The organism is Eggerthella timonensis, from assembly GCF_900184265.1.
Lineage (GTDB): Bacteria > Actinomycetota > Coriobacteriia > Coriobacteriales > Eggerthellaceae > Eggerthella > Eggerthella timonensis.
Genome location: NZ_FXXA01000002.1, coordinates 2205025 through 2220558, shown reverse-complemented (window position 1 = coordinate 2220558; position 15534 = coordinate 2205025). Strand labels below are relative to the sequence as shown.

General features: G+C 67.9%; 15 protein-coding genes. 4 read left to right on the top strand and 11 right to left on the bottom strand.

All coding sequences use genetic code 11. The features are described 5' to 3' along the window. The first annotated feature begins 66 nt into the window (after positions 1 to 66). The 3 genes from C1A15_RS09210 to C1A15_RS09200 are packed head-to-tail and all read left to right on the top strand — an operon-like array spanning position 67 to position 2717. Entirely contained in the window at positions 67 to 1542 is a 1476-nt protein-coding gene (locus tag C1A15_RS09210) for an ABC transporter permease (protein WP_101722287.1), read from the top strand. A gap of 12 nt (positions 1543 to 1554) precedes the next feature. Next, positions 1555 to 2244, top strand: a complete 690-nt coding sequence (locus C1A15_RS09205) for an ABC transporter ATP-binding protein (protein WP_101722286.1) — start codon at positions 1555 to 1557, stop codon at positions 2242 to 2244. Continuing rightward, positions 2241 to 2717, top strand: coding sequence for a hypothetical protein (locus tag C1A15_RS09200; RefSeq protein ID WP_101722285.1), 477 nt, complete (start codon positions 2241 to 2243; stop codon positions 2715 to 2717). The genes C1A15_RS09205 and C1A15_RS09200 overlap by 4 nt, the downstream gene beginning before the upstream one ends. Before the next feature lie 51 nt (positions 2718 to 2768). Here the strand turns inward: C1A15_RS09200 and C1A15_RS09195 are convergent, their stop codons facing one another. From C1A15_RS09195 to C1A15_RS09165, 7 genes are all read right to left on the bottom strand, one after another. Next, positions 2769 to 3281 carry a ClbS/DfsB family four-helix bundle protein gene (locus tag C1A15_RS09195; protein WP_101722284.1) on the bottom strand — a complete coding sequence of 171 codons (513 nt, stop codon included), beginning with the start codon at positions 3279 to 3281 and terminating at the stop codon, positions 2769 to 2771. A 53-nt stretch (positions 3282 to 3334) separates the two neighbouring features. After that, the gene (gene ffh / locus C1A15_RS09190; protein ID WP_101722283.1) at positions 3335 to 4753 is read right to left on the bottom strand and encodes a signal recognition particle protein; all 1419 of its coding nucleotides are present in this window, start codon (positions 4751 to 4753) and stop codon (positions 3335 to 3337) included. Positions 4754 to 4863: 110 nt separating this feature from the next. After that, on the bottom strand, positions 4864 to 6009 hold the full coding sequence (locus tag C1A15_RS09185; protein WP_101722282.1) for a HipA family kinase: 1146 nt from the start codon (positions 6007 to 6009) through the stop codon (positions 4864 to 4866). 95 nt (positions 6010 to 6104) lie between these two features. Continuing rightward, the gene (locus C1A15_RS09180; protein WP_101722281.1) at positions 6105 to 7091 is read right to left on the bottom strand and encodes an MBL fold metallo-hydrolase; all 987 of its coding nucleotides are present in this window, start codon (positions 7089 to 7091) and stop codon (positions 6105 to 6107) included. Between the two features lies 1 nt (position 7092). Then, the gene (gene ftsY, locus C1A15_RS09175; RefSeq protein WP_101722280.1) at positions 7093 to 8013 is read right to left on the bottom strand and encodes a signal recognition particle-docking protein FtsY; all 921 of its coding nucleotides are present in this window, start codon (positions 8011 to 8013) and stop codon (positions 7093 to 7095) included. 53 nt (positions 8014 to 8066) lie between these two features. Next, positions 8067 to 8618: a DUF2812 domain-containing protein gene (locus C1A15_RS09170; protein ID WP_101722279.1), complete on the bottom strand. Its 552-nt coding sequence runs from the start codon at positions 8616 to 8618 to the stop codon at positions 8067 to 8069. Continuing rightward, complete coding sequence (locus C1A15_RS09165; protein ID WP_101722278.1) at positions 8611 to 8952, bottom strand: PadR family transcriptional regulator; 342 nt, start codon at positions 8950 to 8952, stop codon at positions 8611 to 8613. The genes C1A15_RS09170 and C1A15_RS09165 overlap by 8 nt, the downstream gene beginning before the upstream one ends. Positions 8953 to 9060: 108 nt before the next feature. Here C1A15_RS09165 and C1A15_RS09160 point away from each other — a divergent pair, with 108 nt between their 5' ends. Then, positions 9061 to 9411, top strand: a complete 351-nt coding sequence (locus C1A15_RS09160) for a hypothetical protein (RefSeq protein ID WP_101723754.1) — start codon at positions 9061 to 9063, stop codon at positions 9409 to 9411. An 87-nt stretch (positions 9412 to 9498) separates the two neighbouring features. Here the strand turns inward: C1A15_RS09160 and smc are convergent, their stop codons facing one another. The 4 genes from smc to rpmF all read right to left on the bottom strand — a co-directional run bounded on the left by smc (position 9499) and on the right by rpmF (position 15369). Next, positions 9499 to 13059, bottom strand: a complete 3561-nt coding sequence (smc, locus tag C1A15_RS09155) for a chromosome segregation protein SMC (RefSeq protein ID WP_101722277.1) — start codon at positions 13057 to 13059, stop codon at positions 9499 to 9501. A gap of 6 nt (positions 13060 to 13065) precedes the next feature. Next, complete coding sequence (gene rnc, locus C1A15_RS09150) at positions 13066 to 13911, bottom strand: ribonuclease III (protein ID WP_101722276.1); 846 nt, start codon at positions 13909 to 13911, stop codon at positions 13066 to 13068. A 73-nt stretch (positions 13912 to 13984) separates the two neighbouring features. Next, positions 13985 to 15004 carry a phosphate acyltransferase PlsX gene (gene plsX / locus C1A15_RS09145; protein WP_425430948.1) on the bottom strand — a complete coding sequence of 340 codons (1020 nt, stop codon included), beginning with the start codon at positions 15002 to 15004 and terminating at the stop codon, positions 13985 to 13987. A gap of 185 nt (positions 15005 to 15189) precedes the next feature. Then, entirely contained in the window at positions 15190 to 15369 is a 180-nt protein-coding gene (rpmF, locus tag C1A15_RS09140) for a 50S ribosomal protein L32 (RefSeq protein WP_101722275.1), read from the bottom strand. Positions 15370 to 15534: the final 165 nt, after the last annotated feature.

Here is a 15534-nt window from a genome sequence, read left to right as displayed (position 1 = left end):
GACGCTCAACCGGATCCTCGCCTTTCTGGCCGATAGTGGAATTCCACCGAACGGAAAGGAGTCTTCATGGGACTTGGCAAACGCGCCCTGCTGTACCTCACGCGCAAGCGGGGCAAGACGCTCATCCTGTTCCTGCTGCTGCTCGTCATCGCCACGATGGCGTTGTCAGGGCTGGCCATCAAGCAGGCCGCGCAAACCGCGCAGCTCAACGTGCGCGAGGCGCTGGGCGGGTCGTTCGCCCTCAAGCAGAACACGAGCGACGCGAGCAAATGGGAGTCGGTCCAGCAGGGATCGAACGGCTCGAAGGGGTTCTATCGCGGCGAGCCCATCACGAAGGAATTGGCCGACCGCATCATGGGAAGCGTGGACGGTATCAAGGGCTACAACGCATCCTATCAGTCCACCGTGCTCATGAAGAAGCAGGGGGCCTATCTCGATCTCGTCGAATCGGACGCGGAGGACGGCGGAGGGCTGGGCGCGATGCTGGCCTCGTCGGGCGACATGAACAAGACCTCAACCGCCTTCGGCGCAACCGACACCGCTTTCGACTCTTACTTCGCCCAGGGCTTTCTCAAACTCGTGGACGGGCGGCACCTCGAGCACGGCGAAACCGGCAAGGCGCTCATCAGCAAGGAGCTGGCCGAGAAGAACGGCCTCGCGGTGGGCGATAGGCTCACTCTCCAGCAGAGCGAGACGAAAGCGCAGATGAACGGCATCGATCCCGAAGACACGAAGATAGACGTCGAGATCGTGGGGCTGTACGAGCCCACCGCCAAGGCGAGCGCCGTCATGAGCAACTGGTCCATCGACAACGCAGTGTTCACCTCGCTCGAGGTCATCCAGCACGTGCGCCCCGAGACGGGCGGCGAGAGCTACGAGCGCGTGGACTTCCACGTGGACGATCCCGCCGAGGTGAACCGCATCGTCGAGGAAGTGAAGAACCTCGACGGCCTCGACCCCACCGACTTCACGGTTGACGTGGACACGGGCAACGTCGATTCCGTCATCGAGCCGCTCGAGAACATGGACAGCCTCATGACCGGGCTCATCGCGGTCATGGTGGTCATCGGCGCGATCATCCTCTATCTCGTGCTGGCCGGACGGGTGCGCGAGCGCATCCATGAGAGCGGCGTGCTGTTGTCGCTCGGCGTGACCAAGCGGGCCATCGTCGCGCAGTACCTCGTGGAGATCTCCCTCGTGGCCGTGCTCGCGTTCGGTGCCTCGTACTTCACGAGCGGGCTCGTGGCCCAGACGGCGGCCGCGCAGCTGCTCGACTACGCCACCGAGCAGGCGGGCGACGTAGGCGGATCGGGATCTGCGGGCCCCAAGAACTTTGACGGCACGAGCGTGGCCGACTCCTCCTCCATGGCGCCGAGGTTCGAGCAGAAGCGCGATATGACGAAGATCGAGGTCGTCATCGACCCTGCGGCGCTTGTCGGCGTCTACTTGGCGGGCGGCGTGCTCATCGTGGGCTCGGTGGCCGCAGCAGCGCTGCCGGTGCTGCGCCTCAAGCCCAAAGAGATACTCACGAAGATGAGCTAGAAAGGACCAGTCATGCACCTCATGGAACTCGAGAACGTACGCTACTCCTACGGCTCCGCACAGCCCGTGCTGCGCGACGTGTCGCTGACGCTCGATGCGGGCAGGCTCTACGCCATCCTCGGCCCGTCCGGTTGCGGCAAGACGACGCTGCTGTCTCTCATGGGCGGGCTCGACGCGCCCGACGGCGGCACCATCCGCTTCGCCGGCGAGAACATCGCCGACACGGGGCTCGCCGAGCACCGCAAGAGCCACGTGGCGTTCGTCTTCCAAAGCTTCAACCTCATCGACTACCTCACGCCGGCTGAGAACGTTGCCCTCATCACGCGCTCGTCTCCTTACCCGTTGCTGGAAGAGCTGGGCCTGACGAACGAGGAGGCGCGCCGCAACGTGCTGAAACTGTCGGGCGGCCAGCAGCAGCGCGTTGCCATCGCCCGCGCGCTGGCAACGGACGCGCCGGTCATCCTGGCCGACGAGCCCACGGGCAACCTCGACGAGGACACCGCCGCCGAGATCACCGGAATCCTGCGAAGCTGCGCCCATAAGATGGAGAAGTGCGTGGTGGTGGTCACCCACTCGCGCGAGCTGGCCCGCAAGGCCGACTGCGTGCTGCGGTTGAAGAAGGGCGTCGTCAGCCAGGAGGACGCAGCCGCAGGCGGGGCGGCTTCCCGCCGAAGCCCCTCGAGCCGAAGGAGCCGTCCATGAAAGCCCGCAAGCGCGCCGCCGCCCTCCCCGCCTTCGCCGTCGCCTCGTACGCGGCCGGCGGCATCCTGACCGCCTGCTTCGTTCTCGCCGCTGTCGCCACCTGGGCGAACGTATCGGCGCAGCTGGCGCAGGGCGTGCCCGTGCAGGGCAACGAGCTGGCCATCGCGAACGCCGTCCTGTCGGGCTGCGCGTCGTACGCGGCGTTCGCCTTCCTCGCCTTCGCGGCCGGGACGCTGTACCGCAGCCTCGACCGCCGCGCGGCGGTCGAGGCCGACGTCGGCAGCGGCGACGACGATCCGACCGACCCGGAAGCCGACGAGGACGCGTTCTGGGACGAGGAGGATGGGGCTCCCGACGACGAGCGCGACGGGGACATCGAGGCCTTCGTGCGCAGCGCCGACCTCAACCGCGTGTTCGGCGTGCGCCAGACCGTGACCCTCGACCAGGCCCTCAAAGGCGTCTACGTCCGCTGACGCGACCGCTCAGAGAAGCGCCCGCCCTTCGGGGCGGGCGCTCGACCTCCGCTACGCTCGCGTCTTCTTCCATTTTCGGATCTTGCTGCGGAACGATTTGAACGGCGCGACGGTGTTCGTGTGGATCCATTTCCACACCGGCCAGTTCGAAGGGGTCGACTGCGCCCAGGCTCTGCCGCCCGGCTCGAACAGCTCCTCGTCGGAGAACCCGTCGACCCACTGCACGAGCGCGTCCACGTCGTCCTCGAACGACCGCTTCAGGTGCTCGAACGGTTCCGCGCGATGCTCGTCGTAGAAGCCTTGGTACAAAACGCCCATCTGGTTCCACTTGCAGCCGGGCGCGGGCATGGCCACGTCCTTGCCGGCCAGCTCGTCGGCGTCCCAGCCGCGCAACAGCCCCATCCACCCCAGCTGGTAGGCCAGCATCTCGCGCGGCGTGCGGTCCACGCCCTCGACCATCGAGTCGGCGTCGGCCTCGGCCACGTCGTCGAACTCCGCGGCGAACAGCCCGGCCGTCTTCCGGATCTCGGCGATCAGCGCTTCCTTGCTCTCGTACCCCTGCATAGCAGCCCTCCTCAACAAACGAATGCGGCGGCCCCGTTGCCGCCGCATCATGCCTATTCGCCCATCATGTCCTGGAGCTTCTTGATGTCGGCCATGCTCATGCCGCCCATGCCGCCGGGAAGGCCCATGCGGCGTCGGCGGCCCTTCTTTCCCTTCTTGCCCTTCTTTCCGCCCTGCATATCCTCCATGGCGGGCATCATCTTCTTCATCATCTTCTTCGTCTCGTTGAACTTCTTCATGAGCTGGTTCACGTCCGAGACGGCGACGCCCGCGCCTGCGGCGATGCGCGCGCGGCGCGAGCCGTTCAGCAGGTCGGGCTTCTCGCGCTCGGCCTTCGTCATGGAGTTGATGATGACCTCCATGTGGTCGAACGCACCCTCGTCCACCTGGCCGGCGGCCATGGCCTTGTCGCCGCCGGGCAGCGCCGACAGCAGCTTCGACACACCGCCCATTTTGCGGATCTGGCGGTTCATGTCGATGAAGTCGTTGAGCGTGAGGTTCGCGCGCATCATGCGCTCGGCCTGCTCCTGCTCGACCTCCTCCTGCTGCACCTTAACGGCGCTCTCGATGAGGCTGACCACGTCGCCCATGCCGAGGATGCGCTTCGCCATGCGGTCGGGGTGGAACTCCTCGAGCGAATCCGGCTTCTCGCCGGACGAGATGAACTTGATGGGCTTGCCGGTGACCTGCTTGATGGACAGCGCGCCGCCGCCGCGGGCGTCGCCGTCCATCTTCGACATGATGACGCCATCGAAGTCCACGCGCTCGGAGAACGCAGCCGCCACGTTGACCACGTCCTGGCCGGTCATCGCGTCCACCACCATGAGGATCTGGTCGGGCTTCACGGCGCGCTTGATGTTCTCGGCCTCGTCCATCATCTCGTCGTCCACGTGCAGGCGGCCCGCCGTGTCGACGATCACCACGTCGCGCAGGTTGTCGATGGCGTCTTGGACGCCCTCCCGCGCGATCTTCACCGGGTCCTGGCCGTCGCCGCGGTACACGCGCACGCCGATCTCGGCGCCGAGCGTTTCCAGCTGGTCGGCTGCGGCGGGACGGTACACGTCGCAGGCCACGAGCAGCGGCGAGTGGTTCTCCTGCTTGAGGCGGTAGGCCAGCTTCGCGGCGGCCGTCGTCTTGCCGGAGCCCTGCAGGCCCACGAGCATGATGACGTTGGGGATGCGGCTGCCCAGGACGAGCTTGGAATCCGTGCGGCCCAGAAGCTCGGTGAGCTCGTCGAGCACGATCTTGATGACGTTTTGCGCCGGCGTGAGCGAGTCGAGCACCTCGGCGTCGAGGCAGCGCTCCTTCGTGCGCGCGACGAACGTCTTCACCACCTTGAAGTTGACGTCCGCCTCGAGCAGCGCCATGCGGATCTCGCGCATGGCATCGTTGATATCGTCCTCGGTCAGGCGGCCCTTGCCGCGCAGCCCGCTGAATATGCCCTGAAGGCGCGTCGAAAGGTTCTCGAGCATGGTGTGTCGCTCCCATCACGTTGCGAATGAGCTTGTTTGAGGGAATTATACCGGAACCGAGCATCCCGCAGCGAACTTCACCGTTTCAACTGCTCGAAAGCAGCCTCGAGCTATCGAAGCGTCAGCAGCGCCTCGATGCGCAAGCCGATGTAGTCGTTCAAGAGCGCCGTATAGCGCTCGTCGAGCGGAAGGTCGGGATGCGGGGCGAACTCGAAACCGCGCAGCGCCGCCAAACGATCCTGCAGGTCGTCGGTCATCGCGTAGCGCGCCTGGTAGTCCAACAGCACGTTCGAGGGACTCTTGTACCAGGCAGCCGACCGCGCCAAATCCGACGCCGTCAGACCCGCGTCCACGTCGCGGATGAACAGTCCCAGATTGTTGTCGAATACCGGCGCGGCCGACACGACGGCGCGCGTGCGGTTGTCGAACAGGAACCCGAAATTGCCGAGATGCCGGTCGTCGTTGGCGATCAGCGCATCGAAGACCGTCATCGCGGCGAAGCGCTCGCGAGCCTCGGGCCCATGCTCGGCGTACGCGTCGGCTATATCCTCGAAGGGCAACGTCCCGAACATGCCGGAGAACGTCGCGAAACCGATGTCGTAGCTCGTGAACAAGGGGCTCGCGCTGCACAGCTCGCCGTGCCATGTCGCGAGATCGTAGGACGCATGGGGGATATCCATGGCTTCGGCCAACTGCGCGGCATAGTACTCCGCATGCGGCTCCAGCCCGTTGGAACTGGGCGCGCCCGCTTTGTACAAGAAACGCTCGCCGCCCACGATGCGCCAGGCTTTCGGGAACTGGCCGCTCGTGGTCAACTCGCCCGAAAGCCCTTCCGGCTCCTTCGACGTGTCGAGCACGCCGGAGAACGCCACCGTGGCGACAAGCTCGTCGAACGGGTTCTCGTACAGGTTCCTCTCCGCGAACGTCGCGGCCGACCCCTCGGGGACGACCCAGTACGCATCGTTGAGCGAAAGGCCGTTGCAGGCATCGAGCATCTGCATCGCGTCGTCGAACCGGATGCCGTATTGGCGCACGATGCGGGAAGCGAACGTTCGGTTCTTCGAGATCGTGCGCCCTTCGATCCACCGTTCGAACGATGCCGCATCCCCCGACATGCGAAAAGGAAGGAGCCCGCGCCGAGATTCGTCGCATTCCGCCCCCACGCATCTCACCGCGCCCCGCTCGTCGCGCGCCAAGGTGAACGATGCGAGATCGTCATCGTAGAGTCTCAGGAGGTATGTGCGGGTTTCGTTCATGGCGCCTATTCTACCATCGCGGCGCATTACGCGTTCGGAACGCTTTTGAGCGCTTCCGAAGAAAAAAAGCATTCCGAACACGGAATGCTTTTCGATCAGAAGTACCGGTTGACGCCCGCTTCGTCGGGTTCGCGGCGGACGAGGCCGCGGTCGACAAGGTGATTGAGGATCACGACGCCCTCGGTGACGATGCACCAGCGCTGCACGAAGGATATCTCCTCCCACGTGTCGAACGGGACGTTCCAGCGGATGGCTCGGATGACCCCTTCGCCCGTGAGGCCCGGCTGCGCGCTCACGATGCCCCGCGTCTCCTCAAGCCGCTCGAGGTGGTGGGCGGCCAGCCAGTCGATGCGCGCGTCGAAATCGTCGCGCTCGTCGCCGTGCGAGACGAACAGCCGCTTAACGCCGAGCCTGCGCACCTTCGCGAGGCTGTCGAGGTAGGCTTGCAACCCGTCGGCTCCGCCCGGGAACAGCGCGATGCTCGGCGAGATGACGAACAGCACGTGGTCGCCGCCGAACAGGATGCGCGATTCGGGCTCGTAGAGCGCGAGGTGCCCCGGGGTGTGGCCGGGCGTCTCCACCACGCGCAAGCGCCAGCGCCCCACCTCAACGACGTCGCCCTCGCACGAGGGCACGAGCGTGAGGCGCGAGGCGTCGAACAGGCGCGGCTCCACGGCGTAGCGGGCGTAGCCGGACGCGTCGGACGGCGACACGCCCTCGGCAACGAAGGCGCGGCGGGCGGCGTCGTAGGACGAGGCCGCCCGCGAGGCGCGCACCGCTTCGAAGTCCACGGGGCTCACGTAGAGCTTCGCGCCCGGCAGGGCGACGCGGTCCACGAGCCCCGCATGGTCGAGGTGCAGGTGCGTGAGGAAGAAGCGCAGCCGCGCGCGGTCGACGCCGAGCTCGTCGAGGGCCGCGTCGAGGATGGCGCGCCCCTCGTCGGACGGCGCGCCCGTGTCGACGACCAACGCGTCGTCGCCGTCCCGCACGATGAAGCAGTTCGTATCGTTCGTGGAGATGTTCTCGAACGGCACGCGCACCTCGAACACGTCGGGGTCGCTGTGGACCTGGACGCACGCCACGCTATCCCCGCTCGTCGAACTCGCCGACGAGGGCGCGGGCGAAGTCGTGCGCGTCGAAGTCCTTGAGGTCGTCGAGCCCCTCGCCCACGCCGATCTTGAGCACGGGCAGCCCCAGCTCGTGCGACACGGCCAGCGCGATGCCGCCCTTGGCGGTGCCGTCGAGCTTCGTGATGATGACGCCGTCCAGATCGAGCGCGCGGTCGAACTCGCGCGCCTGCGACAGGCCGTTCTGGCCGGTGGTCGCGTCGGTGACGAGCACGGTGTACACGGGCAGCTGCGAGCGCTTGCGCACGACGCCCACCACCTTCTCGAGCTCGCGCATGAGATCGGCCGACGTGTGGAGGCGGCCAGCCGTGTCCACGAGCACGAGGTCGGCGCCCAGCTTCTCGGCGCGCTCGATGGTGTCGTAGCACACGCTGGCCGGATCGCTGCCGCGCTCGCGCGTGACCACCTCGACGTCCGCGCGCTTCGCCCACACCTCGAGCTGCTCGATGGCCGCGGCGCGGAACGTGTCGGCGCTGCCGAGGATCACCGTGCGGCCCGCGTCGTTCGCCTCCTTGGCCAGCTTGCCCACCGTGGTGGTCTTGCCGGTGCCGTTGATGCCCACGAACAGCACGAGCGCGGGCCCGCCGCCCAGCACGTCCTCGCCGCCCGGCGTGAACGTGGCGGCTATCTGGTCGTTCAGCAGGTCGAGCACCGCGTACGCGTCGGGAAGCGCCTTGCGCGTGGCCGTGTCGCGCAGGCCCTCCACGATCTCGGTGGCCGCAGCCCCGCCGACATCGGCCAGGATGAGCGTCTCCTCAAGGCCGTCCCAAAACTCCTCGTCGAGGTCGGGGCCGCGGTCGAGCAGGACGTTCATCTGCTCTTTGAACTTGTCGCGCGAGCGGGAGAGCCCCTCGCTTATTCGGTCGAAGAATCCCATGCCGGACTCCTTTCTTGGTCGCCTGAACAGTGTATCCCAAATGAGGCTGCGCGTCAGCGGCGGGGATCCTCCTCCTGCTCCTTGCGAATCGCGCGCAAGGAGCGCGTGTAGCCGAGGAAGGGAAAGAGCGAGAAGACGAACCCGGCAGCGAACGCCGCGCACAGGGCGAGGCACGCCCACGACCCCGGCTCGTTGCCTTGAGCGGAGAGGCGGGCCTGCAGCGCGAAGAACAGCGCCGCCGCGATCGCGCAGGCGAGCGCCGCCCAGCCCAGGCCCGCCCGGCTCGCGCCGAGCGTCTCGGCCTGCGCGTCGTCGTCGGTGTAGAGCGGGACGGTGCCCGCCTCGGCGCGCACGATCTGCCAGCCGGGCCCCAACGCGACGGGCTGCCAGCCGCCGAGGTCGTACAGCTCCCGCGCCTCCTCCGAGAAGTCCCGCTGGAAATCCACCGCGTAGTCGTATGCGTGCGGCTCGCCCTGCTCGAACCGGTACAACAGCGCCCGGTTCACGCCGGTCACGTGCCACCCCTTCGCGCTCATGCGCTTGAGCATCGCCATATCGTGCTTCGGCATGATCGCCAGCCCGCCGCACATCCGGTACCTAGCCATGCTTCTCCTCGCTCCTCTTGCCCAGCCGCCCCTCCGCGAAGGCGACCAGCCGCTTGCGTCGAACGAAATCGCGCTGCAGCACCGCGCGGCCCTCGTCGGTGGCCGCGTACAGGATGCGGCTCTCATCCTCAGCGATCTCGTCGATCCATCCCGCCGCCTTGAGCTTCTTGAGCGTCGTGTACATGGTGGCGGGCCCGATCTTCACCGCGCCCCCCGTGGACTCCTCGACGCCCTGCATGATACGGTAGCCGTGCACCGGCTCGAGCGTAGCCAGCAGGATCAGGAAGATGCTGTCGGACAGCTCCCCTGTCTCGTACGGGCTCTTCTTCGCCATTTCGTTCCTCTCATATATCCATGATGGATACTATGCTACAATGAGCCTGCTTGCAAGCGAACAACCTTTGGTCCCACTATACTCTATCTGGAAATGGAGCGTTTCATCATGGTTGAAGAGCATTTGGAAGCATCTGCAAGCGGGCAGGCGGCGGGCTGGTTCGAGCAGAGGAAGGATCCCGAGCTGAGGAAGCGGCAGGATGCGAACCTGTTCCAGACGATCACGCTGGTTTTGCTGCCGCTCACGTGGGCGGGTTTCGCCTATTCGCTGTTCACGGGCAACGAGAGCAACATGAACAGCTACTCGCTCATGATACTCTTCTTCTCGATGCTGAACGCAGACGTGCTGATCAAGGGCGAGAAATTGTCGAACAAGGTGCTCAACGTCCTGGCGAAGGCCAACTGCGTGCTGTTCTTCGTCTGGGCGCTCGCCAACGTCGTCTACCTGCTGGTGAAATAGCGCGAGGTCGCGCGCTGCGCCGAATGTTCCAGAATGTCCCAAAGGTGCCTGTCCCCTTTGGGACACCTTTGGGACATTTCGAACGCGCTACTCCGCGTGGCGCAGCGCGTTCTCCAGCTTTTGGCTGACCACCTTCGTCACGCCGTCGGCCTGCATGGACACGCCGAACAGCACGTCGGCCATCTCCATCGTGCGGCGCTGGTGCGTGATCATGATGAGCTGCGTGGAGTCGCGCAGCGATTCCAGGTACGACGTGAGGCGGCGCAGGTTCGAGTCGTCGAGCGCGGCCTCCACCTCGTCGAGGATGTAGAACGGCGTCGTGCGGATGCGGTACACCGCGAACAGGAGCGCGAGCGCCGTGAGCGACTTCTCGCCGCCGGACATGAGCATCATCTTCGTGATGCGCTTGCCGCGCGGCTGCGCCGTCACCTCCACGCCCGTCGTCTCCAGGTCGTCGGGATCCACGAGCGTGAGCTCGGCCGAGCCGCCCGGGAACAGAACGGCGAATATCTCGCTGAAGTTCTTGTTCACCGCCTCGTACGTGCGGATGAAATCGTCCTTCATGCGCGCGTCGATTACGCGGACGATCTTCGTGAGCGAACGGCGCGCGCCGTCGAGGTCGGCCAGCTGCGCGGCCAGGTAGTCGTAGCGGGTCTTCAGCTGCTCGTACTCCTCGGCGGCGTCGGGGTTGATGGTGCCCATGTTGGCAATACGACGGCGCAATTTGAAGGCCGCATCCTCCGTCGCCCCGCGATCCTCGAGCTCGGGGATCTCGAGCGCGCGCTCGAGCGGTACGTTGCAGTCGTGCACGATGGCGTTCACCGCCGCGTCCACCTGCACCTCGAGGCGGCCCTTGTCCACGCGGGCCGCGGACAGGCGCGCGTTGGCGTCGTCGAACGCGTCATGGGCCGCACGCGCGACGGCGCGGGCCTCGTTGACGGCGTTGTGCAGCCCCGCGGAGGAGTCCTGCGCGGCCGTGGCCGCCTCCTCGAGGTCGCGCGTCCAACGCCGCGCGCTGGCCACGAGCTCCTCGAACAGCGCGAGCAAAGGCTCGATGCGTTCCTGGGCGACCCGCTTCTTCACGAGGGCCTCGCGCGCGTCGGCGTCGCTCGCCGCCACGGCGGCAAGATCGCGCGTGCGCGCGTCCACCACGCGGCTCTCGTACGTCTGCCGCTCGGCGAGCGTGGCGGCCTTGAGTTTGGCCTCCGACAACGCGTCGCGCAGGCGCGCCGCGTCCTTGCGCAGCGGCACCACCGCGTCCTGCGCCTCCTCGAGACGCGCCGCGCCCGCCTCGAGCTCCTGCTTGAGCGTCGCGAGCTTCTGTTCGAGCGCCTCCACCGAGGGGCGCGCCTCGGCAACGGTGCGCTCGGCTTCGCCGCGCTGGCGCTCGATGTCCTCGAACTCGCGGCGGACGGCCGCCAACTTCTCCTCGGCGCGCCGCGCCTCGGTGCGGGCGGAGTCCGTCTTGCCCCGCAGCTCGGCCAGCTCCTGCGACAGGCGCAGGCTCTCCCCCTGCGCGGCGCGCAAGGCCTCCTCCGCTGCCACCGCACGCTCCTCCGCGCCCGCACGCTCGCTCTCCGCGGCGCGCAGCTGCGCGCGCAGCTCCTCCAGGCGGCGGGCGCGCGCGAGCACGCCTTCCTCGCTGTCGGCCGCCGCGGCGCCCACGGTCACCTTGCCGTTCGGCCACACGATGCAGCCGCCGCGCGTCACGAAACGCACGTCGTGGGCCCCGCGCGCATGCGCGGCGAACGCCGCGTCGACGTCGTCGCACACGACGACGTCGCCCAGCAGCGCCTCCACCGCGGCGGCGTCGGCCTCCGCGTACGCCAGCTCGTCCACGAGCGCGCGGCCCAGGCCGGCGGCGGCCGCATCGCGGGCGGGGCACGCGCGGCGGGCCTCGCCCGCACGCGGCACGAGCACCACCTCGCCCTGCTCGTCGCGCGCCGCCAGCGCGGCGGCCACGGCGTTCGCGCGGGACGCGTCGTCCACGAGCAGCGCCGACACGTCGCCTCCCAGCAGGTGCTCCACGAGCGCCTCGAAGCCCTCCGAGGCGCGCACGGCGTGCGCGATGGGCGCGAGGCGCACGTCGAGGTCGGCGGCGTTGTCGAGCACCCACGCCCGCGCCGGGCCCGCCGCGGCGCTCGCGCGCTCCACCTCTTCGAGCCCCTTGATCTCGGACGCCAAAAGCGACGCCGCGTCGCGCGCCTCGTCGAGCTCCCCGCGGGCCGCCTCGCGCGCCCCCAGCGCCTCGCCAACGCGCGCGCGCGCCGCGCCCTCGGCCTCCACGAGCGACGCGAGCGCCTGCTCGGCTTGCGTCGCGGCCTCCGCGAGCGCCACGGCCTCGGTTTGGGCGCGCTCCAGCTGCAGCTCCAGCTCCTTGCCGTGGCCTTCGATGAGCTTCACGTGCGCCAGCCCGCTCGTCAGCGCCTCCTGGGTGCTGGCCAGCTCGCGGCGGGCCTGCTCCTGCGCGCGCTCCCCGTCGCGCTTCGCGCGCTCCAGCTCCTCCACCTCGCGCTCGAAGGCGCGGCGGCGCTGGGCGTTCTCCGACTGCTCGCCCGCCAGCCGCGCCACGGTCGCGTCCGCCTGCTCGCGGTCGCGCTGAACCTCGGCCAGCTGCGAGGCCGCCTGCGCGCGGTCGACCTCGGCCTGCGCCCGCTTCGCCTTGTTGGCCTCCAGCGTCACGCGCAGCTCGGCCTCGTAGCTCTGGGCCGCGCGGCGCTTCTCGTGCAAGAGCAGCGTGGCGCCGTCGAAGCGCTCCACGGCCGACGAGGCCCGGCGGTGCCGGCGCGCCAGCTCGCCCGCGTCCACGCTCTCGCGGCGGATCTTCTCCTGCAGCTCCTCGGCCGCCGCTTCGGCCTGACCGATGGCGGCGCGCTTCTCCTCGAGCTCGGCTTCCAGCGCCTGCTCGCGCTGGACGGCGTCGTTCCAGCCGCGGCGCAGCGTGCGCAGGTCGTCCACGGCGATCGCCAGGCTCAGGTCGGCCAGCTCGTCGGCCAGCCCCTGGTAGGTGCGGGCGCGCTTCGCCTTGCGCTCGAGCGGCCCCAGCTGGCGCTCCACCTCGGCGGCCACGTCCTTCACGCGGGCCAGGTGCGCGTCCATGGCGGCCAGCTTGCGCTCGCTCTTCGCCTTGCGCTGCTTGTGCTTCAGCACGCCGGCGGCCTCCTCAATGAGGGCGCGACGGTCCTCTGGCTTCGACTGCAGGATGGAGTCGAGGCTGCCCTGCGAGATGATGGAGTGCGTGCCCGTGCCCAGCCCCGAGTCGTGCAGGATGTCGAGCACGTCCATGCGGCGCGCCACCACGCCGTTGATCAGGTACTCGCTCTCGCCCGAGCGGTACATGCGGCGCGTGATGGCCACCTCGTCGAAGTCCACCGGCAGCGTGGCGTCGGAGTTGTCCAGCACGAGGTCCACTTCCGCGATGCCCACGCTCTTGCGCGCGGACGATCCTGCGAAGATGACGTCTTCCATCGCCTGGCCGCGCAGGTGCTTCGCGTTGCGCTCGCCGAGCACCCACAGCACGGCGTCGGAGATGTTCGACTTGCCCGAGCCGTTCGGGCCCACCACGGCGGTGATGCCCGGCTCGAGCGCCAGCACGCTGCGGTCGGCGAACGACTTGAAGCCCTTGAGGACCAGTGATTTCAGGTACATGCGCGGCTACCCCTGCTTGCGCTGCTTGGCGCGCTCGCGTTCGGACTTCTTGCGGGCCTTCTCCTCGGCGCGCGCAGCGGCCTTCTCGGCCTTCGCCAGCTTCGCGGCCTCGGCCTTCTCGGCGCGCGCCTCGCCGTCCACGCCCAGGCCGAAGAACTCACCGAGCCGCGCGAGCGTGCTCTTGGCGGCCTGGCTCTCGGCCTCCTTCTTCGTGCGGCCGGTGCCGCGCGCGAGGCCCTGGCTGCCGGCGAACACCTGCGCGACGAACGTGCGGTCGTGCGGCGGCCCCTGCGTCTCCACCAGCTTGTAGGTGGGCGTGATGCCGTCTTCCTGCAGCTTCTCCTGCAGGGCGCTCTTGGGGTTCTCGGGCTCCCTGGCCATGTCCACCGACATGCGCGGGATGAGCGTGGCGCGCACGAACGACACGGCGGCGTCCATGCCGCCGTCGAGGAACAGCGCAGCCACCACGGCCTCGTACACGTTCTCCAGCGCGGAGTGCAGCCCGCGCCGGCCCGTGCCCGTCTCGGACGAGCCGAACACGATGATGTCGGTGAAGCCCAGCCGCTCGGCGACGTCGGACAGGCTCGCTCCCGACACGAGCGCCACCTTGATGCGCGTGAGGCCGCCTTCGTCCAGATCGTGGAAGCGGTCGAACGCGATGGTGGCCACGATGGCGCCGAGGATGCTGTCGCCGAGGAACTCGAGGCGCTCGTAGGAGTACTTGACCGACTTGCCCTCGGTGGCCGAGGGATGCGTGATGGCGGACAGCAGCAGCTGCTCGTCCGCGAAGCGGTAGGCCAGGATCTCCTGGGCGCGCGCAAGTTTTCTCTGCTGTTCGTCGGTGAAGGTCATGGCGTGCTCGGGCTTTCGTTCAGGCTGCGGATGGGGGGCGTGGGCGGGATTCCATGATTGACCGGGCATGGCGTCACTCGCCCTCCGTCGTTTGGGCGGCGCGCGGCGCGGACACCGTTTGCGCGATTATATCAGAAACGCCCGTGCGCACGATGCTCGCGGTGGTCAGCACGCCGTTCTTCACCGCCAGCGCGTTGGACGAGCCGTGGCCCACCAAGAGCGCGCCCTTCACGCCCAGAAGCGGGGCGCCGCCGTACGTGTCGGGGCTCACCTGCGCCATGAGCTGCTTCAAGCCGCCCTTGATGGCGAGCGCTCCCAGCTTCGTCAGCGGCGTGGACATCATGATGCCCTTGAGCGTCTTGAACAAGGTCTTCGACGTGCCCTCGATGGTCTTGAGGCACACGTTGCCGGTAAAGCCGTCGGTGATGATGACGTCGAAGTTCGCAGGCAGGATGTCCGAGCCCTCCGCGTTGCCCGCGAAGTTCGGCAGCTGCTCCCTCAGCAGTCCGTGCGCCTCCTGGGCGAACTGCGAGCCCTTCTCGTCCTCCTCGCCGATGTTGAGCAGCGCGGCGCGCGGGTGCTCGATGCCGACGACCTTCTCCGCGTAGATGGAAGCCATCTGGCCGAACTGCACGAGGTACTCGGGCTTGCAATCGGCGTTCGCGCCGATGTCGCACATGACGACGGGGCGCACGGGCGACGGGATGACCGTGGCCAGCGCGGGCCGGGCGACGCCCTTGATGCGGCCCATGACCAGCGTGCCCGCCGCCAGGCAGGCGCCGGTGGAGCCGGCCGAGAAGAAGCCTTGCGCTGCCCCCTCCTTCACGAGGCGGCAGCCCACCACGATGGACGAGTCCTTCTTCTTGCGCACGGCGTTGGCGGGGTGCTCAGCCATGGCGATGACCTCGGAGGCCGCCTGCGGCGTGCAGCGGTCGTGCTCGGCCGCGAACGGCTCGACCACGTCGGCCGGGCCGCACAGGACGACCTCGAGGGCAGCGTCGGCGGCGAGCGCCTGGGCGACGCCGTCGAGCACCACGCCGGGAGCGTTGTCGCCTCCCATGGCGTCGACGCTGATGGTGACCTTATCGGGCATGATGTCCTCGCATTCCTCTTCGGATCGCGTGGACGCATGCGTCTGGCCGCCGATGCGAGCAGGCGCATGCGCGCAGCGCGGGTTACGAACATGCAAAAAGCCTCCCGGCGCATCACGCGCGAAGCGCGGTGTGCGGGGAGGCTTGTCAATGCGCGTCAGCAGAACGCACGCGCATGGGCGCTGCGCTAGTCCGTCTCGATGACTTCGCGGTTCTTGTAGAAGCCGCAGTTCGGGCACACGCGATGCGGAAGCTTGACCTCGCCGCACTGCGGGCACACGGAACGCGAGGGCGCCGCGATCTTGTCGTTGCTGCTGCGACGGGCGTGGGTGCGGGCACGGCCCATTTTGCGCTTAGGTACTGCCATGATTCTCTATCTCCTTCTTTAAGCCGAGCGATCACGATCGCTCGTTCTCGCTTAAGTAAACACGCGAAACGGTATAGTATCAAACACGGAGCCGCGCCGCAAGCCCCGATCACCCGCAAAATCCAATCCGCACCCAGGTTTCATAAACGCTCACGAGCGGTACGT

Bases quoted from the DNA above. Each gene is read 5' to 3' on its own strand.
- rpmF (WP_101722275.1), bottom strand. From the start codon at position 15,369: ATGGCAGTACCTAAGCGCAAAATGGGCCGTGCCCGCACCCACGCCCGT.
- C1A15_RS09210 (WP_101722287.1), top strand. From the start codon at position 67: ATGGGACTTGGCAAACGCGCCCTGCTGTACCTCACGCGCAAGCGGGGC.
- ffh (WP_101722283.1), bottom strand. From the start codon at position 4,753: ATGCTCGAGAACCTTTCGACGCGCCTTCAGGGCATATTCAGCGGGCTG.
- smc (WP_101722277.1), bottom strand. From the start codon at position 13,059: ATGTACCTGAAATCACTGGTCCTCAAGGGCTTCAAGTCGTTCGCCGAC.
- C1A15_RS09195 (WP_101722284.1), bottom strand. From the start codon at position 3,281: ATGCAGGGGTACGAGAGCAAGGAAGCGCTGATCGCCGAGATCCGGAAG.
- C1A15_RS09185 (WP_101722282.1), bottom strand. From the start codon at position 6,009: ATGAACGAAACCCGCACATACCTCCTGAGACTCTACGATGACGATCTC.
- rnc (WP_101722276.1), bottom strand. From the start codon at position 13,911: ATGACCTTCACCGACGAACAGCAGAGAAAACTTGCGCGCGCCCAGGAG.
- C1A15_RS09165 (WP_101722278.1), bottom strand. From the start codon at position 8,952: ATGGCGAAGAAGAGCCCGTACGAGACAGGGGAGCTGTCCGACAGCATC.
- C1A15_RS09170 (WP_101722279.1), bottom strand. From the start codon at position 8,618: ATGGCTAGGTACCGGATGTGCGGCGGGCTGGCGATCATGCCGAAGCAC.
- C1A15_RS09160 (WP_101723754.1), top strand. From the start codon at position 9,061: ATGGTTGAAGAGCATTTGGAAGCATCTGCAAGCGGGCAGGCGGCGGGC.
- plsX (WP_425430948.1), bottom strand. From the start codon at position 15,004: ATGCCCGATAAGGTCACCATCAGCGTCGACGCCATGGGAGGCGACAAC.
- C1A15_RS09200 (WP_101722285.1), top strand. From the start codon at position 2,241: ATGAAAGCCCGCAAGCGCGCCGCCGCCCTCCCCGCCTTCGCCGTCGCC.
- ftsY (WP_101722280.1), bottom strand. From the start codon at position 8,013: ATGGGATTCTTCGACCGAATAAGCGAGGGGCTCTCCCGCTCGCGCGAC.
- C1A15_RS09205 (WP_101722286.1), top strand. From the start codon at position 1,555: ATGCACCTCATGGAACTCGAGAACGTACGCTACTCCTACGGCTCCGCA.